The sequence below is a fragment of the Mycolicibacterium sp. 624 genome, from assembly GCF_040548615.1.
Taxonomy (GTDB): domain Bacteria; phylum Actinomycetota; class Actinomycetes; order Mycobacteriales; family Mycobacteriaceae; genus Mycobacterium.
Window position 1 is genome coordinate 309361 of sequence record NZ_JBEPRZ010000005.1, and the last position, 24052, is coordinate 333412.

Consider the following 24052-nt stretch of genomic DNA (forward strand, 5'->3'; position numbering starts at 1 on the left):
GGATTTTCAGATGGAGAATGCGAGGCGGTCGCAAGTGGTGAGAACTTCGACGCCCGTGTTCGTGACGAGGACCGTGTCCTCGATCTGCAGGCCTCCGGTGCCCATCTCGTAGAAGGGCACCTCGAAGTTCAGCACTTCGCCCTCGACTAGGACAACGTCGGGCGACTGCGTGGGACTCAAGACCGGGAACTCGTACATATCGAGGCCGATTCCATGTCCCAAGTGATGCCTGCGGAAGTCCGAGATGCCGTTGGCCCGCACCGTCTCCAATCCCCGCGCGACGAGGTCGACGACTCGCACGCCTGGTGCCGCCATCTCGAACATGGCGGTTATTCCCGCGTGGATCGCTTTCTCGGCCAATTTGATTCGAGGTGACATCGGACCGATGCATGCGTTGCGTCCGGTGTCGGAGCTGTAGCCGGCGAAGCGTCCGCCGCAGTCAATTCGGATCGTGTCTCCGTGCTGTACCCGCACCTCGCCGTCTGGAGGGAAGCAGCCGCTGGCTCGGCCGCCGATGTTGACCTCGCAATGGCCGGGGACGATCCCGGCGTCGATGCACGCATGTTGGTAGTGCGTCCACAGATCCGTCTCAGATGATCCGATCTCGGCGCTGCGGAAGACGGACTCCATGGCGCATTCGGTCCTGCGTGCGACGTCGGCTAGCAGGGTGACCTCGTCCGGCGTCTTGATTCTGCGCACTCGCTGCAGCACGGCGTTGCCGTCGACATCGGCGACAAATGGGTATCGGTCTCCCAGACGGCGAAGCGTCGCAAGGTCGATGCCCCGCCCGTCGACTGCCAGGCGTTCACCGGAGCCAAGTCCCGCCTCGGCGACAACGGCGTCAAGTGCTGCCAGCGCATCCGGGAAGTGCGGTACCCCTGTCCGCATCGACTGCCAGTGGCGGTCGAGGTCTGAGAGTTCACCGTCCGGGGACAACGTCACGAAGAAGTCGCCATAGGTCACCAGAAAGCAGTCTTCGAGCTCTGCGGTCGCCAGGTACTCCCCCGCGTTGAGCGGTGCGACGAGCCCACGGCGACCGTCAGCGTTCACCACGGCGTAGACGCCGTGATCGCGAAACGTCCGCAGCGGCCAGTGGTCGTATCCAGTGAGATAGACGATGTTCTCCACCGTCGTTGTCACTACGCCGTTCAAGTCCAGCGTGGCCAGTTCACGTGCGCACTGCGCACCATTGAAGTAGACGCCTGCGCGACGACGGTGGGCAAATGAGGCTGGGGCGTGACCGAAAGCACTGGTGATCTGCGTCATACTCCGCACTATATATAGTATGGTGTACATCGTCTAGTGGGAGCGCCAAATTCATGTGGCCCGCAGGAGAGGAACGATCGACTTGACCGACGTACTGGAATCACGGCTACTCATCCACGGCCAGTGGCGCGAGGCAGAGTTCAATAGGACTCTGGCGGTGGACAACCCGGCGACGGGCCGTGCCCTGGCGGACGTCGCCGACGCCAGTGTCGCCGATGCCGCGCTAGCGGTCGCGGCTGCGGTGCAGGCTCAGGAACAATGGTCGCGAACCTCGCCTCAGACTCGGTCCGACATGCTTTATCGGGCATACGAACTGGTGTTGTCCCGTAGTGGGCGGCTGGCCAGGATAGTGACGCTCGAGATGGGCAAGCCTCTACTCGAGGCCCACGCAGAAGTCCGCTACGCGGCCGGATTCCTGCGCTGGTTCTCCGAGGCCGCAGTGCGGATCACCGGCGAGTTTCGTGACAGCAATGACGGGCTGTCGCGCTGGATGGTCCGAAAGGAGCCGGTCGGACCGGCACTTCTGATCACGCCGTGGAACTTTCCGATAGCAATGGCCGCACGCAAGATCGGTCCGGCGCTAGCAGCGGGCTGTACAGCGGTTCTGAAACCCGCGCCGCAAACCCCATTGTCAAGCCTGGCCCTCGCCGAGATCTTCATCGAAGCCGGCATTCCGGCTGGCGTGCTGAACGTCATCCCCACCAGCACGGCTGCCGAAGTGGTGCGCCCGCTGCTGCACAGCGGAGACATCAGAAAGCTCTCGTTCACCGGTTCCACCGCTGTCGGTCGGATACTCCTCGAACAATGCGGCCCGCGGATAGTCCGGACCTCCCTCGAACTCGGCGGCAACGCGCCTTTCATCGTCTTCGACGACGCCGACGTGGACCGCGCGGTCGACGGCGCGATGGATGCCAAGATGCGGAACATGGGTCAGGCATGCACTGCGGCCAACCGCTTTCTGGTCGCGGCGCCCATCGCGGATGAGTTCAGCACACGTTTCGCCGCCAGGATGGGACAGCTGCGCGTAGGCGACGGATTGGACGATGGCATCGACGTCGGGCCACTGATCGACCAGCAGGCGCGGGAGAAGGTGGACCGATTGGTACGCGACAGCCAATCCCGTGGGGCGAGCACTCTCATCGGCGGCACATCCCCCGAACGCGACGGATACTTCTACAGCCCAACGGTTTTGACTGGTGTCCCCCACGGCAGCCCGATCGTCAACGAGGAGATCTTCGGGCCGATCGCCTCGGTTCAGACCTTCGAGACCGAAGCTGAGGCGATCGAGATCGCCAACAGCACACCGTGGGGTCTGGCCGGCTATGTGTTCACCACCGACCTCGACCGGGCGTTCCGGGCTTCCGAAAGGCTGGCTGTGGGAATGGTGGGGTTGAACACCGGAATCGTCTCCAACCCGGCGATCCCCTTCGGCGGCATCAAAGAATCCGGGGTCGGGCGCGAAGGCGGCCTGACAGGTATCGACGAGTTTCTCGAGCAGAAACTCATCAGCGTGCCAATCGCTTCGCACTGACCATAAGCACTCCCCCGACCACGCTCATGAAAGACATGCCAATGACAAACGATGCCAGTCCATCCACCATCCGTCGCTGGGCGATGACCGGCGCCGCCGGCAGTGTCGGCCGCCACCTCAGAGCAACCCTCGCGGACTCCTTCGACGAGTTAATCCTGTTGGACATCAACGCTATCGAGGACCCCGCAGCCCATGAGCGCGTCGTCACAGTCGACCTGCGCGACCTCAACGCGCTACAAGAGGCCCTCGCCGGCGTAGACGGCATCATCCATCTCGGAGGCCTTGCGGATGAGGCGGACTTTCACGATCTCGCAGAGGTCAACATCGTCGGCACCTACCACCTCTTGGAGGCCGCGCGGCTGAACTCAGTTCGCCGAGTCGTCTACGCGAGCAGTAACCGCGCCACCGGCTTCTACCCCACCGGTCATGTTGTCACCTGCGAGGACCCCTACCGCCCAGACGGGCTCTACGGCGTCACGAAGGCCGCCACCGAGACGCTCTGCCGGCTCTACACAGACAAGTTCGGCCTAGAGGTCGCCTGCCTACGAATCGGAAGTTTCGAGCAGAAGCCGACCACGCCGCGTGAACTCCACACCTGGTTGAGCCCAGGTGACTGCACCGCAGCCTTCCGCGCGGCGGTCGAGGCGCAGTACACCTTCACCACGTTCTACGCCGTCTCGAACAACACGCACCTGTGGTGGGACCTCGAGCCAGGTGCCGCCATCGGGTTTGTCCCACGTGACAACGCGGAATCATTCGCGGGCTCGATCACGGGCGACCCGCTCGAACCCCAGGGCGGCGTGTTCGCGACACCAGAGTTCACCCTGACGCGGCAAAAGCACCTAACGCGATCAGAGGGACTGTAATACTATATATTGGCGCCATGACTGAGCCTCCCGTCGTCAAGTCGGCTCGCGAGACGGCCTACGACTACCTCAAGGCTTCGATCGTCTCGGGAGAACTGAAGCCCGGCCAAATCATCGACGACGCCACCGTCGCGAGTCTCTGCGGAATCAGTCGTACGCCGGTCCGGGAAGCGTTGATCCAGCTCGAGAAAGTCGGATTGGTTCACGCGCCTCCTCGTAGGCGACCATCCGTCGCGCCAAGCATGGGAGACGACGTTGAACAGATCCTCGCCCCACTCGGGGCACTACAGGCAGTGGCGGCACGGCTCGCGACACCTCTGGCAACCGCCGCCGATGTCAGTCTGATGGAGGAACTCAACAGCAAACTGGTCGCGGCCGCCGACGCCAATGACTGGACGGCGGCAGCCGTCGCCGACATGAACTTTCACTTTGTTCTGGTGAATCGGACGAACAATAGATTCCTGATCTCCGAGGTCGACAATCTGCAGACGCTCTTCAACCGTGCGAAGCGGCTGTACATGCGGAATCGTGGGCCTGACCAGAAGTCAGGCCAAGAACACGCCGCCATCATCGACGCCGTCAAGAACGGCGACGCTGAGGGCGCCGCAGCCGCGACAATCAAGAATTTTCAGCGCCTCCCGGAAGACGGCGATGACTAGCTTCCATGCGTCGGTCCGAGGCCCCGTCACGCCAGTCACGATTCAGACAGTGGCGCGGTCGCGGCCCTCCCAGTGCGGCTTACGCAGGTCCTTCTTGAGGATCTTGCCGGTGGGGTTACGGGGCAGCGCATCAACGATGTCGACGGTCTTCGGGCACTTGTAGGCGGCAAGGCGCTCGCGGGCCCACCCGATGATCTCCTGATCGGTGGCCTCACCCTCAAGTGCGACAATGGCTTTCACCGCCTCGCCCCATTTGTCGTCGGGCACACCGATCACCGCGACCTCGACGATGGCGGGATGTTCGGCCAGTACGCGCTCCACCTCGATGGAGTACACGTTCTCGCCACCGGTGATGATCATGTCCTTGAGCCGGTCCTCGACGAAGATGAAACCGTCGGCATCGACCCGGCCGATGTCACCGGTGCGAAACCAGCCATCGGATGTGATCGCCTCAGCGGTCGCCTCCGGCTTACCGTGGTAGCCCTTCATCAACTGCGGTGTCCGGAACCACAATTCGCCTTGCGCGCCATCGGCGACGTCTTCGAGCGTGTCGGGGTCGACAACCCGAACCTCCGCGCCGGAGATGACCTTGCCCGCGCTGACCATCCGGTCCTCGTCCCCGGAGCGGTGGTCGTCGCCACCGAGGAGACTGATCACACCGCACACCTCGGTGAGCCCGTATACCTGAATGAACTCGGTATCCGGCCACGCCTGCAACGCAGAACGCAACAGCGGCAACGGCATCGGTGACGCGCCGTAGGCGTAGGTCTTCAACGCGCCGAAGAGCTTCACCGCGTCCTCACCCGACTCCAGCACCTTGGCCAGCACGGCGGGAACCAGGAACGTTCGGTTGGCGCCGGCCAGAATGCCGCCAGCCAGTGCGGCGCCGTCGACATCGCGCGTCATGTACGTCGGCGCGCCGTTGTGCAGGCCGAACTGCATGTAGGAGGTGCCGCCGACGTGGAACAGCGGCATCGCGACGAGGCTCTTGTCCTCTGGCCCCAGCGTCCAGCCCTCGAACGCGTTGATGGTGTGCGCGATGACATTGGCCTGGGTCAGGGCGACACCCTTCGGCCGCCCCGTGGTGCCCGACGAGTACATGATGATGGCGACGTCATCGGACTGCACGTCGGGCGAGCGATCGACCGGTGTTGCCGCCGCCAGCATCGCCTCGTACTCGTCGCCGTCCTCGCCCTCCGGTGTCACCACCACGATCTCGGTCACCGCGGTGAGCTTGTCTCGGATCTTGTCGATTCCCGCCGCGAACTCCGACCCGACGATCAGCAGCTTGGCGCCGGAATCGTTGAGCACGTAGTCCATCTCGTCGGCCGCCAGCCGGAAGTTGATGATGGCAGTGGCCGCGCCAAGCGACGCCGCGGCGATCGTCAGCTCGACGCAGGCGGGGTGGTTCTTGTCGAGGAATGCCACGACGTCGCCACGCGATATGCCGCGCTGCGCCAGCGCACCCGCGAGCCGCCGGATGCGGTCGTGGAACTGCGACCACGTCCACGTGCGACCCAGGTAGGTGATGGCATCGTCATCGGGTTTGGTCTTGGCCCAGTGGGCCACGCGCTCATCGAGGAATCGGGGGTGAGGCAGGTCCGACATGGCCGAGAGCGTGCCAGAACTACGTCGCCATCAGGCGGTTTTAGCAAAAACCTGTTTGCCCGCGAGATAGGTCGCGACAACGTCGAGGTCAGCGATGTCCTGCGCAGGCACCGCGCGCGGGTCGGCCGACAGCACCACCAGATCGGCGTACTTGCCGACCTCCAGGGAGCCGACCACGTCATCGGCGAACAACTGCCACGCCGCGTCGATCGTCTGCGCACGGATGGCCTGCTCGACGGTGATGCGCTCCTGCGGGGCGAGCACGCGCCCGCTCGGCGCCAGTCGAGTGGCGGCGACGCTGATATTGCGCAGCGGCTCCTCGGGTGTCACCGGCGGATCGTTGTGCAGTGAGATCCGCATGCCGGTGGCCACGGCCGACCCCGCGGGCATCCACGTCTCTCCGTGCTCGGGACCGAACAGCCCGTCGACGAGAACGTCACCCCAGTAGTGAATGTGGTCGACGAAGATGCTGCACGTGACACCGAGGTCGTGGGCGCGCTGCAGCTGTGCGGGCGTGATGGCGCCGACGTGTTCGAGGCGCAGCCGATGGTCATCGCGCGGGTGCTTGGCGATTGCCTGCTCGTACACGTCGAGGATGGTGTCCACACCGCGATCACCGTGCACGTGGCACGCCATCTGCCACCCGAGCGGGTAGTAGGCGGCGACGATCTCCTCCAACTGCTCGCGGGTGTAGTTGGCGTGCCCGCACGATCCGGGCGTCACCCCGATGGTGCGCACGGCGTCGGTGTCGAGGTAGGGGAACGTCAGGTCGATGTTGCCGATCCACGGCGACCCGTCGACCCAGATCTTGATGCCGACCTGCTTGACCATGTCGTCACCGTTGGCCAGTGCCTCGGTGGTCGTCATCTGCTCCGTCGACATCTCATACGTGCGCAGCCGCACCGTGACGTCGCCACGCAACGTCTCCAGCATCGGCCGGAACATCGGATCGAAGGCCATCTCCGAACACGTCGTCAGCCCGGCGCGGTTGAGCCGCGCGCACTCGGCGAGCAGCATCGCCGGGTAGCCGTTCGGGTCGACCGCGTCACCGACGAGGGAGAACACCGCACCGGTCTCGATCGCCGTGCCGTCGAGCTCACCGTCGGCATCGCGTCCGAACGACGCGCCCTTCGGGTCCGGGGTGTCGCGGTTCAGTCCGTTGCGCTGCGCGGCAGCGGAGTTGAAGTACGCCTTGTGCCCGGAGTTGTGCACGATCACGAGCGGGGTGTCGGGAGCCTGGTCGTTGAGCCACGCCAGCGTGGGCTCCGGCAGACCCTCCTGCAACAGCGGATCCCAGCCGTTGAGGTAGGCGCCGTCTGCGCCACGGGCGGCGACCTCCCGCGCGATGGCGGCCACCACGTCGTCGGCGCGTGACATCGTGACGGGCCGGATGTCGACGATGCGGTCGGCGAGCACGATCGCCTCCATCAGCGGGTGCCCGTGCGCCTCGACGAACCCCGGCATCACGCACCGCTGCCGCAGCTCGACCACCTCGGTGCCGGGTCCAACCAGGTGCTCGACGTCCGCCCGCTCCCCCACCGCCACGATGCGGCCGTCGGCGACAGCGAGCGCCTGCGCGGTCGGCCGGGCGTCGTCGACGGTCAGCACGGTACCGAATAACACCAGGTCAGCGGGCATTGGGTGATCCTATCGGCGGCATTGGGAAAATCCTTGCGAAACAAAGTTCACCGCCGTGTCGATTTCGGGTGTTGCCGTTCGACGTAGTCACGAGGGCACGATGGAGATGCCCCTTCAACCGAGTAGAAGGAGACAGAACAATGTCGCGCTACATGCTGATCATGCGGTCCACCCCCGAGGCCGAGGCCGCCTACGAGAACGTCGACTTCAACGAGATCATCGAGTCGATGGGCCGCTTCAACGAGGAACTCGTGAAGGCCGGGGTGCTGCTGGCCGGTGAGGGCCTGACCGGACCCGAGGAGGGTTTCGTCGTCGACTTCGACGCCGACCCGCCGGTCATCACCGACGGCCCCTACACCGAGGCGAAGGAACTGTTCAACGGCTTCTGGATCCTTGACGTCTCCTCGAAGGAGGAGGCCAAGCAGTGGGCGCGCAAGGTGCCGCTGGGCCCCGGCGTGAGGCTCGAGGTGCGTCGGGTGTCGGAGACCGAGGAGTTCCCGATGGACAACCCGTGGATCGAGAAGGAGATCCAGTGGAAGGCCGACCTGGCCGAGAAGATCGCCGTCCAGGCTCGCAAGGCTGCTGACGAGCGCTTGCGCGAGGAACCGACGGCCTAGGTCGCTGAGTGATTTCGGCGCGCAAACCCGCGGTGAGCGCGGGTTTGCGCGCCCAAGTCGCCGCCTGATGCGGGGCGGCCCTTGTAACTATTTCTGTAACACGTTCTAATCTGAAGCCATGACCGACGCGTTGCTGAGACATCCCCTGCACTCCGGACACCTCACGGTCGGCGCGCTCAAGCGCAACCGGGACAGGCCGGTGCTGTTCCTCGGCGATACCACGCTCACTGGCGGACAGCTCTCCGAGCGCATCAGCCAGTACATTCAGGCGTTCGAGGCGCTCGGCGCGGGCACCGGGACCGCGACGGGTCTGCTATCGCTGAACCGCCCCGAGGTCATCATGATCATCGGCGCCGGGCAGACGCAGGGCTACCGCCGCACCGCACTACACCCTCTCGGTTCGCTCGACGACCACGCGTTCGTGCTGTCGGATGCGGGCGTGACGTCGCTCATCATCGACCCGACGCCGATGTTCACCGAGCGGGCGCTTGGCCTGCTGGAGAAGGTCCCCTCGCTCAAGCAGATCCTGACCATCGGCCCCGTGCCGCAGGCGCTGGCCGGTGTGGCCGTCGATCTGGCGGCCGAGGCGGCCACCTACGAGCCCCAGCCACTGCAGGCCGCGGACCTGCCGCTCGACCACATCGGCGGTATGACCTACACCGGCGGCACCACGGGCAGGCCCAAGGGCGTCATGGGTACGACGCAGTCGATCACCACGATGACCACCGCTCAGCTCGCCGAGTGGGAGTGGCCGGAGCACCCGCGGTTCCTGATGTGCACGCCGCTGTCGCACGCGGGCGCGGCGTTCTTCACGCCGGTCATCGTCAAGGGTGGCGAGATGATCGTGCTGTCCAAGTTCGACCCGGCAGAGGTGCTGCGGACGATCGAGGAGCAGAAGATCAGCGCCACGATGCTGGTGCCGTCGATGATCTACGCGCTGATGGACCACCCCGACAGCCACACCCGCGACTTGTCGTCGCTGGAGACCGTCTACTACGGCGCATCGGCGATGAACCCGGTGCGCCTGGCGGAGGCGATCCGGCGGTTCGGGCCGATCTTCGCCCAGTACTACGGCCAGTCCGAGGCGCCCATGGTCATCACCTACCTGGCCAAGGGTGATCACGACGAGAAGCGGCTCACCTCGTGCGGGCGGCCCACGCTCTTCGCGCGGACCGCACTGCTCGGCGAGGACGGCAACCCGGTACCCCAGGGCGAGGTCGGCGAGATCTGCGTCTCGGGGCCGCTGCTGTGCGGCGGGTACTGGAATCTGCCCGAGGCCACCGCCGAGACCTTCCGCGACGGCTGGATGCACACCGGCGACCTGGCCCGCGAGGACGAGGACGGGTTCTGGTACATCGTCGACCGGACCAAGGACATGATCGTCACCGGCGGGTTCAACGTGTTCCCGCGTGAGGTGGAAGACGTTGTCGCCGAACATCCCTCGATCGCACAGGTCTGCGTGATCGGCACACCGGATGAGAAGTGGGGCGAGGCCGTCACGGCCGTTGTGGTGCTCCGCCCCGACGCTGCGACCGACGACGCGGCCGTCGCGATCATGACCTCCGAGATCCAGGCCGCCGTCAAGGACCGCAAGGGTTCGGTGCAGGCGCCCAAGCAGGTGATCGTCGTCGACTCCGTGCCGGTGACCGCGCTGGGCAAGCCCGACAAGAAGGCCGTCCGCGCGCAGTTCTGGGAGGGTTCCGGCCGCGCGGTGGGTTAGTCCGCTTCGGGCGCCTTGACCATCACGGCGCGGGTGTAGAGCAGCTGGAAACCCTTGTTCTGCACGTTCTTCTGCGACCGCGAGCCCGGGGCGGTGGTGACCACGGCGATATCGCACTCCGCGGCGGCGGCGTCGCGCAACCTCGCGGTCAACAGCGCGGACTGCGCACCGCGGCGCCGAAACGCCGGAGCGGTGGCAGCACCGGTGAGCTGAGCGATGCCGTCGGTCAGTCGTACGCTGCCGACTCCGGCGATCACCCCATCGCACAGCGCGACGTAGTTTGCCGCGCCTGCCTTCTCGATGTCGCGCATGGCATTCGCGACGACATCTCGGGGGAAGTCGTCGATGCCGGGCACGCCCTCGCCGTCGGGGTTGGCGAAGCCCTCGGTGAAGATGGCGACCCACGCGTCGAATTCATCGTCGGTGCGCCTCCGCACGTCGATGCCGAGTGGCGCCTCCGGCTCGATCAGCAGGGAACGCCCGAGCACGTTCTCGAACCCGATCAACCGGTAGCCGCGATCGGACAGCACCGCAGCGACCTCGGGGTCGGCGAGATTGGACAGCTCCACCTGCACGGGAACGCCACAATCGGAGAGGGTCCGTTCGATCTGATCCAGCTCCGCGGAGTCGGGAACTCCGTTGAAGCCGACGCCGACGACCTTGTTCATCGGCGAGCCGTCATCGGCCAGACACGCGAAGCCGCCGGCCACGGGCAGCACCATCCCCTGGGCGCCCCGCCTGCCCGCGGCCTCGGTCGCGGCGACGATGAGCTGGGCCTCGGCCTCTTCGATGCGCTGCGCGAGTGCCGTACCGCAGAACAGGGATGCGTTATTCACGCCGTGATTGTCCACGCTGGACACGCGGCGGGAAACTGATTATTCAGGCGCCGCAGAGTCCCGCGAGGATGCCGTCGAGCAGCTGCCCCGCGGTGCGGGCGGCCAGATCCACGTCGCCGACCACGATGTGGTCGAGCAGCACGCCGTGGTCGACGATGTGCACCGGCGTCTCCTGAGTGCTCGCGATGCTGGCCGTGATGACCTCGATCAGCCCGCGGTACAGCTCGGTCAGCATCGGGTTGTGCGAGCTGGCGACGACGGCCAGGTGGAACTCCACGTCGGCGCGCGCGAACTCGTCGGTGCGCCCGTCGCGCACACACTCGTCGCGGTAATCGAGCAGGGTCCGCAGTTGCGCGATGTCGGCGTCGGTGCGGTTGGCGGCGGCGAGTCTGGCGCCCTCGACCTCAAGGCCTCGACGGACCTGGAGGACGTCGCGCAGTTCGGCGCCGCAGAGCCGGCGCAGCGCGCCCGACACCTCACTCGTGGCCCTGACGTAGGTGCCGTCACCCTGCCGGACCTCGAGGATGCCGGCGTGCGCCAGGGCTCGGACCGCCTCACGCACGGTGTTGCGGCCCACCCCGAGGCTCTCGACGAGCACGGCCTCGTTGGGGATGCGCCCGCCGAGCGGCCACTCCCCGGCCGCGACCGTCTGCCGAATCTGCTCGATGACCTGGTCGACCAGGCCCGCCCGGCGCGCAGTGCTCAAAGCCACAGGGACATCCTTTCAACCAATCATGGGATGTATGCGATCCTAGCAGCGTGCACGGTGACAAGCAGGGCAAAGGGACTGACGGCGGCCACGACGACTACGCGACCGAGCTGACCCTCCAACTCGACGGCGCCGCGGAGATCGAGAGCAGCCGGGTCCCCACCATCGCCGGCGGTGCGCTGCTGGCCGTCGCCGTCATCCTCACCGCACTGAATCTGCGGCCCGCCGTCACGAGCGTCGCACCCCTGCTCGACGAGATGCGCGCGGATTTGGGCGTCTCAGCGACGTGGGCCGGCCTGCTCACCACGCTGCCCGCGCTGTGCTTCGCCGCCGCCGGTCTCGCCGCCCCCTGGCTGTCGTCGCGGATCGGCCTTGGCCGCACCATCTCGGCGGCGCTGGTGGCACTCTCCACGGGCCTGGCATTGCGTGTCGCCGACGGCCCGCATCTCATGATCGGCGCGACGCTCATCGCATGCGCGGGCATAGCGCTGGTCAACGTGCTGATCCCCGTCGTCATCAAGGGATCCTTTCCCGCCCGGGTCGGGCTGATGACGGGCATCTACACCGCCGCCCTGCAGGGTGGTGGCGCGCTCGGGTCCGCGGTGACACCGGGCCTGGAGGAACCGGTCGGCGGTTGGCGCACAGCCCTGGCGCTCTGGGCCGTCGTCGCAGTGATCGCCCTGGTGGCCTGGATACCGGCCTCGCGACGCCACCGCGGCGCGTGGGTCCTCAACACCCAGCCGTCCGGTCAGCGCCGCTCGCTGCTGCGCAGCCGGCTGGCCTGGACCGTGACCCTGTTCTTCGGCTGCCAGTCCTTCATGGCCTACATCGTGATGGGTTGGCTGCCACAGGTTTTCATCGACACCGGGATCGACAAGTTGCAGGCGGGAATCCTGGTCGGGCTGACATCGCTGATCGGCGTGCCGGTCGCGTTGGTGCTCACGCCACTGGCCGCGCGCAGCTCCAGCCAGAGCGGATGGATCGTCGGACTCGGCACCATGGGCATCGCCGGCGTCGTCGGCCTGATGATCGCACCGGGGGCCCAGCCGATCCTGTGGAGCATCCTGGTCGGCGTCGGTATGAGCGTCTTCTCGATGGCACTGGCGGTGATCGCGCTGCGCTCGCGAAATGCCGAGGACACCGCGCAACTGTCCGGAATGGCACAGGGATTCGGCTACCTGATCGCGGCCATCGGCCCCTTCCTGTTCGGCCTGCTTCATGACGTCACGCACGGGTGGACGGTGCCCTGGGTGATGTTCCTGTCGGTCTACGCCGTGCAGATCTGCGCAGGCGCCCTCGCCGGGCGCAACCGGTACGTCTGACCGCCTGCGCGGCACAATGGTGGCGTGAGCGCCCCCGTCGTCCAGCAGACCGTGGACGCGGTGTGGCGCATGGAGGCGGCCAAGATCGTCGCAACACTGACCCGCGCCGTCGGCGATGTCGGCCTGGCCGAGGACCTGGCTCAGGAAGCGCTCGTCGACGCGCTTGCGCAATGGCCCACCTCCGGCGTGCCGCGCAATGCGGGCGCCTGGCTGACCACCGTCGCCAAGCGCAAGGCCGTCGACCAGTGGCGCAGGCAGGATCGCCTGGATACCAGGTACGCCGCGCTGGCCCGCGACCTGCAGACCCAGAGCCAGAGCCAGACGGAACTGGCATGGGATCCCGACCACATCGACGATGACGTGCTGCGGCTGATCTTCATCTCGGCGCACCCGGCGCTGTCGCGCGAGAATCAGATCGCGCTGACGCTGCGCGTCGTCGGCGGCCTGACCACCGAGGAGATCGCGCAGGCGTTCCTGGTGCCGAAGGCGACCATCGCCCAGCGCATAGTGCGGGCCAAGAAGACCCTGCGCGACGCGGGCGCCCCGTTCGAGGTGCCCGACCCGTCGGAGTACCCGACGCGACTGTCGGCGGTCCTGAGCGTCATCTACCTCATCTACAACGAGGGCTACTCGGCGTCCTTCGGGCAGCGCTGGATTCGCGACGAATTGTGCACCGAGGCACTGCGTCTGGGCCGTGCACTCGCCGCTCTGGTACCCGAGCGCGCCGAGGCGCAGGGACTGGTCGCGCTGATGGAGTTCCAGTCCTCACGGTTCGCCGCCCGCACCGATGCCGACGGCAGGCCGATCCTGCTCGAGGATCAGGACCGCACCAGGTGGGACCGCGCGCAGATCAACCGCGGCGTGGCGGCACTCGAGCGGGCCGCTACGGCGTTGCAGCGCAACGGCACCGGCTGGGGGCCTTACGCACTGCAGGCAGCATTGGCCGAGTGTCACGCCGTCGCACCGAGTGCCGCCGACACCGACTGGGCACGCATCGTCACGCTGTACGACGGCCTGCTGCAGATCGCGCCGTCCCCGGTGGTCGAACTGAACCGGGCGGTCGCCGTCGCGATGGACTCGGGTCCCGAGACCGCCCTGGCGATCGTCGACAACATCACCGGACTCGACGGCAGCTACCTGCTGCCCAGCGTCCGGGGCGAACTACTGGCGCGCATGGGGCGACGCGATGAGGCCGCCGTCCAGTTCGACGCGGCAGCGGCGCTCACCGACAACGAAGCGGAGCGAGACATCTTGGCGGACAAGGCGAATAGGGCGAGGGCATGATCAGCGCGGTACTCTTCGACTTCTCTGGAACGCTCTTCCGGCTTGAGGAGGACGACAGCTGGTTCGCCGGCATCAAGGTCGATGAGCAGGTCGTCGACGGTCATGTGCAGGCCGAGTTGATGCGGCGACTGACCGCACCCACCGGACGCTCCGTCGACATGAACGATGAGCAGTACGGCAACTGGATGAACCGGGATCTGGCACCGCATCTGCACCGCGAGGCCTACCTGCATGTGCTTCGCGAGTCCGGGGTGGCCGATCACCAGGCCGAGACGCTCTACGAACTTCTCATCGACCCGGCCAGCTGGACGGCCTACCCCGACACCGCCACGGTGCTCGCCGGCTTGCACCGCAAGGGCATCCCGATCGCGGTGGTGTCCAACATCGCCTTCGATGTGCGGCCAGCGTTCGCGCAACTCGGCGTGCTCGATGTCGTCGACGAGTTCGTGCTGTCATTCGAAGTGGGCGCAGTGAAGCCGAACTCGGAGATCTTCCAGACGGCACTCACGGCGCTGGGGGTGCCCGCGCAGGACGCGCTGATGGTCGGTGACAGCGAGGAGGCCGACGGTGGCGCCCGCGCGCTCGGCTGCCGGTTCGCACTCGTCGACCCACTGCCCACCGATCAGCGACCCGACGGCCTCATCAAGGCCCTGACCTCGGCGGGCGTCGCACTCTAGCTCGCGGCGCCCGCCCAGGCGCTCAGAGGTGCGGGGCCTCCTTGATGGTGCTGTCCTGCTTGCCGGCGGTCTGACAGAACGCCTGAACCGACAAGCGGGTGCCGGTGATCTCCAGCGATGCCGGGTCCGCGCCCTTCTCGTCCTTCAGCATCTTGTTGACCGCCTCGTTCTGAGTCTTCTCGTCGGCACCCACGAAGTCCTTGCACTTGGTGTCGCCACCCTGGACCGACGGTGAGCATCCCACCAGCATCAGACCGGCAATCACGCCCGAAACCAATACCCCTGCTGACCGCTTCATCCTGGTCCTCCTAGTTCGTGGCGCGACGTACGCACCGTTGCGGCCACTTGGTACCCCTAGGCGCTTCCTGTGAAACCCGGACGGCCCTTAAGGTCGTCTTCGTGAGCGACACCGCAGGCACCGAGAATCCGTTCGACCCGTCACAGTGGCGGCCCGTCGCAGGTTTCGACCTGACCGACCTGACCTACCACCGGCACGTCGCCGACGGCGTCCCGCAACCGACGGTCCGCATCGCGTTCGACCGACCCGAGGTGCGCAACGCGTTTCGGCCGCACACCGTCGACGAGCTCTACCGCGTCCTCGACCACGCGCGCATGTCACCGGATGTCGGCGTTGTCCTGCTCACCGGCAACGGCCCGTCGCAGAAGGACGGCGGCTGGGCGTTCTGCTCGGGCGGCGACCAACGCATCCGCGGCCGCACCGGCTACCAGTACGCGTCGGGCGAGACCGCCGAGACCGTGGATCCCGCCCAGGCCGGCCGGCTGCACATCCTCGAGGTGCAGCGCCTCATCCGGTTCATGCCCAAGCCTGTCATCTGCCTGGTCAACGGGTGGGCCGCCGGCGGCGGGCACAGCCTGCACGCGGTGTGCGACCTGACGCTGGCCAGCCGTGAGCATGCCCGGTTCAAGCAGACCGACGCCGACGTCGGCAGTTTCGACGGCGGCTACGGCAGCGCCTACCTGGCCCGGCAGACCGGTCAGAAGTTCGCCAGGGAGATCTTCTTCCTGGGCCGCCCCTACACCGCCGAGCAGATGCACGCGATGGGCGCGGTCAACGAGGTGGTCGATCACGCCGACCTGGAAAACGTTGCGCTGCAATGGGCCCGCGAGATCAACGGCAAGTCGCCGCAGGCGATCCGGATGCTGAAGTTCGCGTTCAACCTTCTCGACGACGGCCTGGTGGGCCAACAGATCTTCGCCGGGGAGGCGACCCGGTTGGCCTATATGACCGATGAGGCCGTCGAGGGCCGGGATGCGTTCCTGGAGAAGCGCGACCCCGACTGGTCGCAGTCACCCCGCTACTTCTAGCGATTGGGGCGGGCGGGCCACCACATCCGGTCTCCCAGGATCACCATTCCGGCGGGGATGAAGATCGTGCGTACGACGGCGAGGTCAAGGAGCAGACCAAGCCCGACGGTCGACCCGATCTGCACAAGGGTGAGGACGCTACCGCTCATCAGGGCGAACATGGTGATCGCGAAAACCAGTCCAGCAGTGGTGATGACGCTGCCCGTGGACCCGAAACCGCGAATGATGCCCCGAACCATGCCGCCGCGCTCGGCCTCCTCCCGGATGCGATCGGCGAACAGCATGCTGTAGTCGGCGCCGACTGCGACCAGTGCCATGAACGCGACCGGCAACACCGACCAATCCAGGGGTATGCCGACGATGTGCTGCCAGACCAGGACGCTCAGTCCCGCAGCGGCACCAAACGACAACACCACGGTGCTCACCATGAACGCGGGCGCGACGAGAGAGCGCAACAGCATGACCAAGACCAGGAAGACACCGATCACAGCCACGGCGCCGAACAGTCCGAAGTCGTGGATCACCTGAGTGCGCATCTGTTCGGACAGCGTGGTCAAACCCGCCGTCGAGAACGCTGCCTCCTTCAGTACCGTTCCCCGAGCCGCCAATGACGCGGCCGAGGAGATCTGTCCGACGGCGTTAAGCGCCTGGTCGGAGTACGGGTTGACACTCCACACCACCAGCATTCGCGCGGATCGACCGTCGGGCGAGAGCAGAAGACGTGCGCCGTCGACGAACCGTGGATCATCCAATCCCTGTGGCGGAAGGTAGAATCCGCTCCCGGGCCCATTCGTCGTATGTGCGCTCATCCGAGCGAGATAGTCCGTCGCGGTGGTCAAACCGGACTGGAGTTTCGAGGTCAGCGCCACTGCCTGGTCAGTCCCCACCTTCACCTGCCCGAGCCCGTCGCTGAGATCGACCAGACCCGAGGTGAGTTCGTCCACGCCGTCGGTGAGCCGCGACAACTGGGTCCTCAGCTCAGCCGGAGACTGACCGTTGACCTGTGCGAGCAGCCGCTGCAGTCCCGTCAGCCCCCGCTCGACCTGCGGCAGCGCCGCCTGCGCACGGTTCACGACCTCCCGGGGGAAGCCAGTCAGCGTCGCGGTGTGTCGCAGCGCGACGCCCGCCGCACCCGCGGTCGCCGCATTGAGGTCCGTGAAGGCGCGCCGCGCCTGCAGGCAGCTGGGGTCAGCAGTACAGGCAGGAGAGGCATCGGCGGCTAGCAACGGCCCGAACACCGCGTTGAGTTCCGAAATTGCCGCAGCCTGTTGGTCATTGGTCGAGCCGACGGCGGATGCCACCGACGACAGGGCCGTGACAACGTCGGTGAGTTTGGCGGTTGCCTGCTCGAGACTCGCGGTGTTCCCGGTGGCGCTGTCGATCACCTGCTGTGCGACGTCGAGACCGTCGACGACTGATCTGGCGATGTTGACGACGCGGTCGGTACCCGCGGACAGGGCGGGCAGTTGCTGCGCTGCCTGCGCTGCGCCGGCATTCAGCCGGTCGACTCCCTCCGCGAGTTCGATCAACTGTGGCGACGCCTGCTGTAACTGGCGGTTCGCATCGCCGAGCCCGTCTGCTACCCGACCGGTCTGGTACCCGGTGCTCGCCTCTGGCAGCGGCGCACCGTCGGGCCTGGTGATCGACCGGACGTAGGCGACTTCGGGGAGGTTGGACACTCCGATCGCAATTGCTTCGAGGGCGGCGAGGTCATTTGTGTTGCGCATGTCGTGATCGGCGCGGATGAACAGATACTCCGGCAGCGCCTCGTTGACGCCCCAATGGCGATACACCGAGTCGTGCCCGATCGTCGAGTCGGTGGCGCGCAATTGCATTCGGTCTTCATCGAAGCCCATCACCATCGTCATCAGCACCGATGACGCCGCCAGCAGCACCGCCGCTGCGGCCACCGAAAGCGGGATCGCGCGGCGGACGACCACCGCGCCCACGTGGCGCCAGCGGCGTTCGTTGAGCGGCCGTGGCTCCACCCAGCCCCGCGGGGCGAAGTACCGCAGCAGCGCCGACGGCAGAGTCAGCGCAACCAGACACGCGACGACGATCGAGATTGCGGTCGGAATACCCGCGGTGCGGAAGATTCCCACCTTGCAGAACGCCATCGCGCCGCTGGCGACGGCGACGGTGAGGGCCGAGGCCACCACAATCCGGGTCACGCGCGTGGACGAGTACGAGATCGCCTCCTGCCAGGGCAGCGATTTGCGCCGCCCCTCGAAGAAGCCCATGACGGTGAAGATCGCGTAGTCGGTCGCACCACCGAGAACCATCGCCGTCGCAATGGCGATCGAGAAGTTTGACACCGGGATCACATGCGCGGCGCCCAGCAGTGAGACGACGGGGCGCGCGACGGCCAGACAGATTCCGATCGTCAGGAGCGGAACCGCCGCCGCCGCGAACGACCGGAAGGCCAACAGCAGCAGCACGGTGATCAACAACACCGAGACCGCCGTGATGATCAACAACGACGAGTCGATCGCAGTGAACAGGTCCGCCAGGACTGGTGCCGCACCCGTGAAGTACGTCTGTACCCCAGCGGGTTTGGGTATCGAGTCGAGGGCCGACCGAATCTGTTCGGTGCTCGCGTGTGCACGCGCCGAGCCGACGTCGCCTACCGCTGCGACCGTCAGCTGAATGGCCTTGCCGTCGGGGCTCAGGCCAATGTCGCGGATGGCCGGATTGCCGTAGGTGTCCAGAACGTAGGCGACGTCGCGACGGTCGTTGGTCAGCCGGTCCACGATCTTCTCGTAGTACTGCTGCTCGGCCGGACCGATCCCGCCGTCGGTCTCGATGACCACGCTGCCCAGTGCCGTCGACGGCTCTGTGCCGAAGTCGTCAGCCATGTCGCGCAGCGTCTGCACCGCGGGCAGATCGTTGGAGATGAACGGCGCGGAGTTCTTGGCGACAGTCACCTCAAGCTGGGGCACGAAGACGTTGAGCAGCGCGGCGGCCAGGACCCAGAACCCGATGACCCAGGCCGCGCGGTCCGTACACCATCGCCCAAGTGCTGACGCTAATCGTCGGTCGCTCGGCATCCCGCTCCCCGTTCTGCGTACGACCAGCTAACGCGCTGGGCGACCAGGTAGATCGATCGGTCTACTGTAGGTAGACCAATCGATCTACACAAATTGGCCACCGCATGAGAGGGAGAAGCCCCACATGAGCACGGACATCGACCGCAAGTTGGAAGGCGAGCGGGTTGGGTGGCAAACCTAGAGCCGAACCCGGATGTCCGCATTAGGACGGCCGCGCGGTGGCTACCCGGTCGCGCCCGCGTGCCGTTCGGATGACTACTCCGAACCCTCCTGTGAATCCAAGCGGGCCCGGAGCGCCGAGGACAGATGTTCGTCGACGGCGTCGAGTGGTTGCGTGGAGCGGTAGGCAAGGCACTGCACGACTGCTCCTTCAATCGCCGACACGGCGAAACTCGCGAAGGAGGCGGCCACCGTCGGGATCAAGCCAGCCTGGGAGAGTTGCTCCGCCAGCGCGTCCTGCCAACTCGCGAACACCGACGCCGCCTCGCGCGCGAGTTCGGGTGTTTCGAAGGAACCGAGAGCTGCCATCGCGACCGGACATCCACTGCTGAAGTCCTCCGACTGCATCATCACCTTCCACGAGGCGATGAACGCCCGGAGGCCTGCGACCGGATCGTCGGCCTTGGCGAACGTTCGGATGGCGCCGTCGATCTCCCCACCGGCGCGACCCGTGGCCTCAACCATCAATTGCATCTTCCCGTTCGGGAAGTGCGAGTAGAGCGACCGCCGGGCAGCTCCACTGGCGGCCACTATGTCGGCGACACCCGTCGCCTCCACACCCCGGCTGCGCAGCAGGCCGATTGCGCCTATGACGAGGCGCTCCCGAGCGCTGGCCACCGCGGCTCCTCTCAATCAAAGAACATCAAGGTAGACCGCTCATTCTACTGAGGTTCGCGCCGTTGCCGCGCGGAACGCTCCTCGCAGTCCATCGATGTCCGCGGCGGCCCCCTCCGGGCACGTTCTAGGCTCGACGGCGACGTCATCAGTGTGTGATCCAGGGGGCAGTCATCGAAACCACCGTCACCAAGTGGGTGATCGCTGTCCTCGGCGTGGCCATCATCGTCGCGGGCATAGCGCTGCCGTGGTTCCACGCCGCCGGGGTCAACGGCTCCGCCGACATGGCCGGGTGGGGTGCGTGGACGCGCACGGGTGAGGTCGACGCGAGCCTGCGGCCGCTGCCGCTGGCGCTGCTGGTCCTCATACCCGCTGCCGTCATGATCTGGGGAGCGCTGCGGGAGTCGTTCGGCATCGCGGTCATCGGTTCGATGGCCACCTTCGCCGGCGGACTCATGCCGTTCATGCTGATGCCCGTCGCAGACCGGCGTGCGCCCGGCCGCGACGCCGTGGGCATCGCGGTCGCATCGGGGCCGCAGGTCGTCGTCGCGATCGCCGTGGTTGTCACGACGATCTGCTGGATTGGCTACGCGCGCTGCGTGTTACGCCCCGCACCGCGCGCCGAGTCATGACGGTGCGCCGTTGGCGGGCACCGCGAGCAGGTGGTCTTAGCCCAACGGCCTAGGCTCGGTGGCCGTGAGCAAGAACCCGCTGCGCCGCCTCTCCGAGAGCCTGCTGCTGACCAGCATGCGCCCTTCGATCACCGAACAGCTGCTCGGGCCGAGGCGCGATATCGACCTGGCGGGCAAACGCATCCTGGTCACTGGCGCCTCATCGGGCATCGGCGAGGCGGGCGCGCGCAAGCTGGCGCAGGAGGGTGCCACGGTGATCCTGGTGGCCCGCCGGCAGGAACTTCTCGACGCCGTTGTCGATGACATCACCGCCGCGGGCGGGCAAGCGTCGGCGTATGCGTGCGATCTGTCCGACCTCGACGCCGTCGATGACCTGGTGGCAGGAGTCGAGAAACGCTACGGCGGTATCGACGTGCTGGTGAACAACGCCGGCCGCTCAATCCGCCGCCCGCTGGCCGAGTCGCTGGAACGCTGGCATGACGTCGAACGCACGATGACGCTGAACTACTACAGCCCGCTGCGCCTGATCCGGGGGTTCTGCCCCGGTATGCGGGAACGCGGCGACGGCCACGTCGTCAACGTCTCCACGTGGGGCGTGCTGAGCGAGTCCTCTCCCCTTTTCGCGGTGTACAACGCGTCGAAGGCCGCTCTGACCGCCGTGAGCCGGGTCATCGAGACCGAGTGGGCCGCCGACGGCGTGCACGCCACCACGCTGTTCTATCCGCTCGTGAAGACGCCGATGATCGCGCCGACGCGTGCCTATGACGGGCTTCCCGGGCTGAGCGCGGAGGAGGCCGCCGACTGGATGGTGACCGCGGCGCGACACCAGCCGTTGCGGATCGCACCGCGGATGGCGCTCACGGCGGGCATCGTCAACAGCTTCGCGCCCGCCGCCGTCGACGCGGTGATGAAGCGCCAGCGCGTCCAGCCCGGGGGGGTGAATAGTTAGGTTAGGCTGCCATACTCTTCGCGTGCCTGACCTAGCGATCCAACTCGACGCCGTCACCAAGCGGTTCGGCGACCATCAGGCTCTGCGCGGCATCACGTTCTCCGCGCCGGCGGGTTCGGTCCTCGGCGTGCTTGGCCCCAATGGCGCGGGCAAGACCACCACCATCAACATCCTCTCGACGTTGACCCAGCCGTCAGGCGGTACGGCCACGGTTGCCGGGTTCGACGTCGTGAAGCAGGCCAAGAGGGTCCGTGCCGCTATCGGCCTCACCGGTCAGTACGCCGCTGTGGACGAATTGCTCACCGGCCGCGAGAACCTCGTCCTGTTCGCACGGCTGCGCGGTATGAGCCGCCGACAGGCCCGCGAACGCGCCGACGAGATGCTGGCGACGTTCAGCCTGTCCGACGCCGGCGATAAGCGCGTGACGACCTACTCCGGCGGTATGCGACGCCGCGTCGACATCGCCTGCGGGTTGGTCGTGCCGCCTGCGGTGGTGTTCCTCGACGAGCCGACCACCGGCCTGGATCCCCGCAGCCGCCGCGAGGTCTGGGACCTGGTGGGCTCGCTGTCCGAACAGGGCATCACCACGCTGCTGACGACGCAGTACCTCGAGGAGGCCGATGCGCTGTCCGACGGCATCGTCGTCATCGACCGCGGCCAGGTCATCGCCGACGGCACCCCCGAGGAACTCAAGAACAAGGTCGGTGGCACCTTCTGCCAGGTCACCCCGACCAACCTCGCCGACGTGCCGCGCATCGCCACCGCGCTGGCCGGCTTCGACGGACTGGAGACCGACGAGGACGGCGGAACCGTGTCGGTGCCCGCTCCTGACGGTGTCGCGACGCTGACCGATGTGCTGCGGCGGGTCAACGACATTGGCGTCGAACTCAACGACGTGTCGCTGCGCAAGCCGTCGCTGGATCAGGTGTTCTTCACGTTGACCGGGGTGCCCGTCCAGGACGCAGGAGCGTGAGCGCTCTTCGCGCCCTGACCGAGCGGTCGGTGCTCGACACCGTGCGCGACGGCGACCTGATCTTCGCTATCGGCGGTCCGATCGCGTTCTTCCTGTGCTTCAACGTCACGCTGCGCAATGTCATCGATATTGAGGCCACCGGCGCCTCCTCATACCCGCAGTACATCCTGCCGGTGATCGTCGTGCAGGCGATGATCTTCACCGCGATGACGACGGCCGACCGGGCCGCGCGAGATCATCTGAGTGGCATGGGTATTCGTCTGCGCAGCCTGCCCATCTCGGCACTGGTCCCTGTCACCGCGCGGATGCTGTCGGCGCTGATCCGCGCGAGCGCCGCACTCATCGCGTCGATTGGCATCGGCTACGTTTTCGGCTTCCGGTTCGAGGGCCACCTCGGGCATGCCCTGGCGTTCTGCGCCATCGCCCTCGTGCTGTCGCTGGCGCTGTCACTGGGCGCCGACGCACTTGGATCGGTGGCCACCAATGCCGAGGCCGCCGGGCAGACGCTGCTCATCCCGCAACTGCTGCTGGTGATGCTCTCGACGGGGATCGCACCCGCCGCGGCCTTCCCGGGTTGGCTGGGATGGTTCGTTTCCCACCAACCGGTCTCGAAGATCGCGGGCACGCTGCGCGATCTGGCTGGGGGCGATGTGCAGGGCAGCGCACTGCTCGTCACCCTGGCGTGGTGCGCAGGCCTACTGGTGGCATTCGGCGGGATCGCGCTACGGATGCAGCGGAGGAACGTGTGAGCACCCAGACCGAGTACGCGAGCACGTTCGCCCAGCAGACTCGCCTACAGGCTGGCCGGCTGCTGCGTCGCTGGACACGCGAACCCGTCGTCCTTGTGCAGGCGCTCATCTTCCCGACGTTCCTGTTGGTCGTCTACAAGTTGGTGATCGGCGAGTCCGTCATCAACCTCACCGGCAGCAACAGCCTCTACGGGCTGGTGCCCATGTGCGCGATCGTCGGCGCGATGTTCGGTGCCATCGGCGCGGGTGCATCGCTGCCCGACGAACGCAGCTCGGGGCTGATGAGCCGGCTGTGGGCGCTGCCGGTGCACCGGGCCAGTGCACTGTCGGGCCGCCTGCTGGCCGAGGCGGGCCGCGCGCTGGTCGGCGCGATCGCCATCACCGCCGTCGGTATTGCGATGGGTCTGCGCCTGAACCAGGGTTGGCTTGCCGCAATCGGATTCGTGCTCATCCCCGTGCTGATGGTGATCGGCTTCGCGACGGTCATCATCGCCGTTGGCGTGCAGGCAGGCGGCAAGAACATCATCACGGGCCTGTCGGCGGTGTGCTTCCTGCTGCTGTTCTTCAACTCCGGCATGGTGCCGATCGATGTGTTTCCCGGCTGGTTGCAGCCGGTGGTGGCCGCTCAGCCGATGTCACCGGCCATCGAGGCGATGCGCGGGCTGTCCGAGGGCGGGCCGACGCTGTGGCCCGTGCTGCAGTCGGTGGCCTGGGTTATCGGGCTGATGGCGGTGTTCGGGCCAATCGCGGTGCGGGGCTATCGCATCGCCGCCGAATCCGGAGCCTGACGCGCGAGCCGCGGCCGTGTG

22 protein-coding genes are annotated in these 24052 nt (G+C 66.7%); 14 read left to right on the forward strand and 8 right to left on the reverse strand.

What is annotated here, in order from left to right:
• Positions 1-6 precede the first annotated feature (6 nt).
• The gene (locus ABIA65_RS21030) at positions 7-1266 is read right to left on the reverse strand and encodes a M24 family metallopeptidase (RefSeq protein ID WP_241401058.1); all 1260 of its coding nucleotides are present in this window, start codon (positions 1264-1266) and stop codon (positions 7-9) included.
• 82 nt (positions 1267-1348) lie between these two features.
• Here ABIA65_RS21030 and ABIA65_RS21035 point away from each other — a divergent pair, with 82 nt between their 5' ends.
• From ABIA65_RS21035 to ABIA65_RS21045, 3 genes are read left to right on the forward strand one after another with little or no spacing between them, the layout of a single operon-like run.
• Positions 1349-2797: an NAD-dependent succinate-semialdehyde dehydrogenase gene (locus tag ABIA65_RS21035; protein ID WP_354524803.1), complete on the forward strand. Its 1449-nt coding sequence runs from the start codon at positions 1349-1351 to the stop codon at positions 2795-2797.
• Positions 2798-2838: 41 nt separating this feature from the next.
• Entirely contained in the window at positions 2839-3663 is an 825-nt protein-coding gene (locus ABIA65_RS21040; protein ID WP_241401060.1) for an NAD-dependent epimerase/dehydratase family protein, read from the forward strand.
• Between the two features lie 17 nt (positions 3664-3680).
• Positions 3681-4322 carry a GntR family transcriptional regulator gene (locus ABIA65_RS21045; protein ID WP_241401061.1) on the forward strand — a complete coding sequence of 214 codons (642 nt, stop codon included), beginning with the start codon at positions 3681-3683 and terminating at the stop codon, positions 4320-4322.
• Between the two features lie 42 nt (positions 4323-4364).
• Here the strand turns inward: ABIA65_RS21045 and ABIA65_RS21050 are convergent, their stop codons facing one another.
• Together ABIA65_RS21050 and ABIA65_RS21055 are read right to left on the reverse strand one after the other, a co-directional pair.
• Positions 4365-5930, reverse strand: coding sequence for a long-chain-fatty-acid--CoA ligase (locus ABIA65_RS21050; RefSeq protein WP_241401062.1), 1566 nt, complete (start codon positions 5928-5930; stop codon positions 4365-4367).
• Positions 5931-5960: 30 nt separating this feature from the next.
• On the reverse strand, positions 5961-7568 hold the full coding sequence (locus ABIA65_RS21055; protein ID WP_241401063.1) for an amidohydrolase: 1608 nt from the start codon (positions 7566-7568) through the stop codon (positions 5961-5963).
• 140 nt (positions 7569-7708) lie between these two features.
• Between ABIA65_RS21055 and ABIA65_RS21060 the strand changes: the two genes are divergently transcribed.
• Entirely contained in the window at positions 7709-8185 is a 477-nt protein-coding gene (locus ABIA65_RS21060; RefSeq protein ID WP_241401064.1) for a YciI family protein, read from the forward strand.
• A gap of 118 nt (positions 8186-8303) precedes the next feature.
• Positions 8304-9905 (forward strand): fatty-acid--CoA ligase FadD8, encoded by a 1602-nt coding sequence (gene fadD8, locus ABIA65_RS21065; protein WP_241401065.1) that lies wholly within the window; start codon positions 8304-8306, stop codon positions 9903-9905.
• On the opposite strand, the gene ABIA65_RS21070 is transcribed toward fadD8, so the two are convergent.
• Together ABIA65_RS21070 and ABIA65_RS21075 are read right to left on the reverse strand one after the other, a co-directional pair.
• On the reverse strand, positions 9902-10741 hold the full coding sequence (locus tag ABIA65_RS21070) for a GNAT family N-acetyltransferase (RefSeq protein ID WP_241401066.1): 840 nt from the start codon (positions 10739-10741) through the stop codon (positions 9902-9904). The two genes, fadD8 and ABIA65_RS21070, sit on opposite strands and share 4 nt — an antisense overlap.
• Before the next feature lie 43 nt (positions 10742-10784).
• Positions 10785-11453, reverse strand: a complete 669-nt coding sequence (locus ABIA65_RS21075) for a FadR/GntR family transcriptional regulator (protein ID WP_241401067.1) — start codon at positions 11451-11453, stop codon at positions 10785-10787.
• 107 nt (positions 11454-11560) lie between these two features.
• Between ABIA65_RS21075 and ABIA65_RS21080 the strand changes: the two genes are divergently transcribed.
• The 3 genes from ABIA65_RS21080 to ABIA65_RS21090 all read left to right on the forward strand — a co-directional run bounded on the left by ABIA65_RS21080 (position 11561) and on the right by ABIA65_RS21090 (position 14733).
• On the forward strand, positions 11561-12772 hold the full coding sequence (locus tag ABIA65_RS21080) for a CynX/NimT family MFS transporter (RefSeq protein ID WP_354524927.1): 1212 nt from the start codon (positions 11561-11563) through the stop codon (positions 12770-12772).
• Between the two features lie 69 nt (positions 12773-12841).
• A complete protein-coding gene (locus ABIA65_RS21085) occupies positions 12842-14056 on the forward strand; it encodes an RNA polymerase sigma factor (RefSeq protein WP_354524928.1) in 1215 nt (404 codons plus the stop codon).
• Positions 14053-14733 carry an HAD family hydrolase gene (locus ABIA65_RS21090; RefSeq protein ID WP_354524804.1) on the forward strand — a complete coding sequence of 227 codons (681 nt, stop codon included), beginning with the start codon at positions 14053-14055 and terminating at the stop codon, positions 14731-14733. Before ABIA65_RS21085 ends, ABIA65_RS21090 begins: the two co-directional genes overlap by 4 nt.
• A gap of 22 nt (positions 14734-14755) precedes the next feature.
• Here ABIA65_RS21090 and ABIA65_RS21095 read toward each other — a convergent pair whose 3' ends face one another.
• The gene (locus ABIA65_RS21095; protein WP_241401069.1) at positions 14756-15031 is read right to left on the reverse strand and encodes a hypothetical protein; all 276 of its coding nucleotides are present in this window, start codon (positions 15029-15031) and stop codon (positions 14756-14758) included.
• A 101-nt stretch (positions 15032-15132) separates the two neighbouring features.
• On the opposite strand from ABIA65_RS21095, the gene ABIA65_RS21100 reads away from it, so the two are divergent.
• Positions 15133-16059 carry a 1,4-dihydroxy-2-naphthoyl-CoA synthase gene (locus ABIA65_RS21100; RefSeq protein ID WP_241401070.1) on the forward strand — a complete coding sequence of 309 codons (927 nt, stop codon included), beginning with the start codon at positions 15133-15135 and terminating at the stop codon, positions 16057-16059.
• Here ABIA65_RS21100 and ABIA65_RS21105 read toward each other — a convergent pair.
• Positions 16056-19106, reverse strand: coding sequence for an MMPL family transporter (locus ABIA65_RS21105; RefSeq protein ID WP_354524805.1), 3051 nt, complete (start codon positions 19104-19106; stop codon positions 16056-16058). The genes ABIA65_RS21100 and ABIA65_RS21105 overlap by 4 nt on opposite strands.
• 255 nt (positions 19107-19361) lie before the next feature.
• A complete protein-coding gene (locus tag ABIA65_RS21110; RefSeq protein ID WP_241401072.1) occupies positions 19362-19943 on the reverse strand; it encodes a TetR/AcrR family transcriptional regulator in 582 nt (193 codons plus the stop codon).
• 152 nt (positions 19944-20095) lie between these two features.
• Between ABIA65_RS21110 and ABIA65_RS21115 the strand changes: the two genes are divergently transcribed.
• The 5 genes from ABIA65_RS21115 (at position 20096) to ABIA65_RS21135 (ending at position 24031) form a co-directional block, all read left to right on the forward strand.
• On the forward strand, positions 20096-20572 hold the full coding sequence (locus ABIA65_RS21115) for a hypothetical protein (RefSeq protein WP_354524806.1): 477 nt from the start codon (positions 20096-20098) through the stop codon (positions 20570-20572).
• 64 nt (positions 20573-20636) lie between these two features.
• Positions 20637-21521 (forward strand): SDR family oxidoreductase, encoded by an 885-nt coding sequence (locus tag ABIA65_RS21120; RefSeq protein ID WP_354524807.1) that lies wholly within the window; start codon positions 20637-20639, stop codon positions 21519-21521.
• A gap of 22 nt (positions 21522-21543) precedes the next feature.
• Positions 21544-22494: an efflux ABC transporter ATPase subunit, DrrA-related gene (locus ABIA65_RS21125; protein WP_354524808.1), complete on the forward strand. Its 951-nt coding sequence runs from the start codon at positions 21544-21546 to the stop codon at positions 22492-22494.
• Positions 22491-23243, forward strand: coding sequence for an ABC transporter permease (locus tag ABIA65_RS21130; protein WP_354524809.1), 753 nt, complete (start codon positions 22491-22493; stop codon positions 23241-23243). Before ABIA65_RS21125 ends, ABIA65_RS21130 begins: the two co-directional genes overlap by 4 nt.
• Positions 23240-24031: an ABC transporter permease gene (locus ABIA65_RS21135; RefSeq protein WP_354524810.1), complete on the forward strand. Its 792-nt coding sequence runs from the start codon at positions 23240-23242 to the stop codon at positions 24029-24031. Before ABIA65_RS21130 ends, ABIA65_RS21135 begins: the two co-directional genes overlap by 4 nt.
• Positions 24032-24052: the final 21 nt, after the last annotated feature.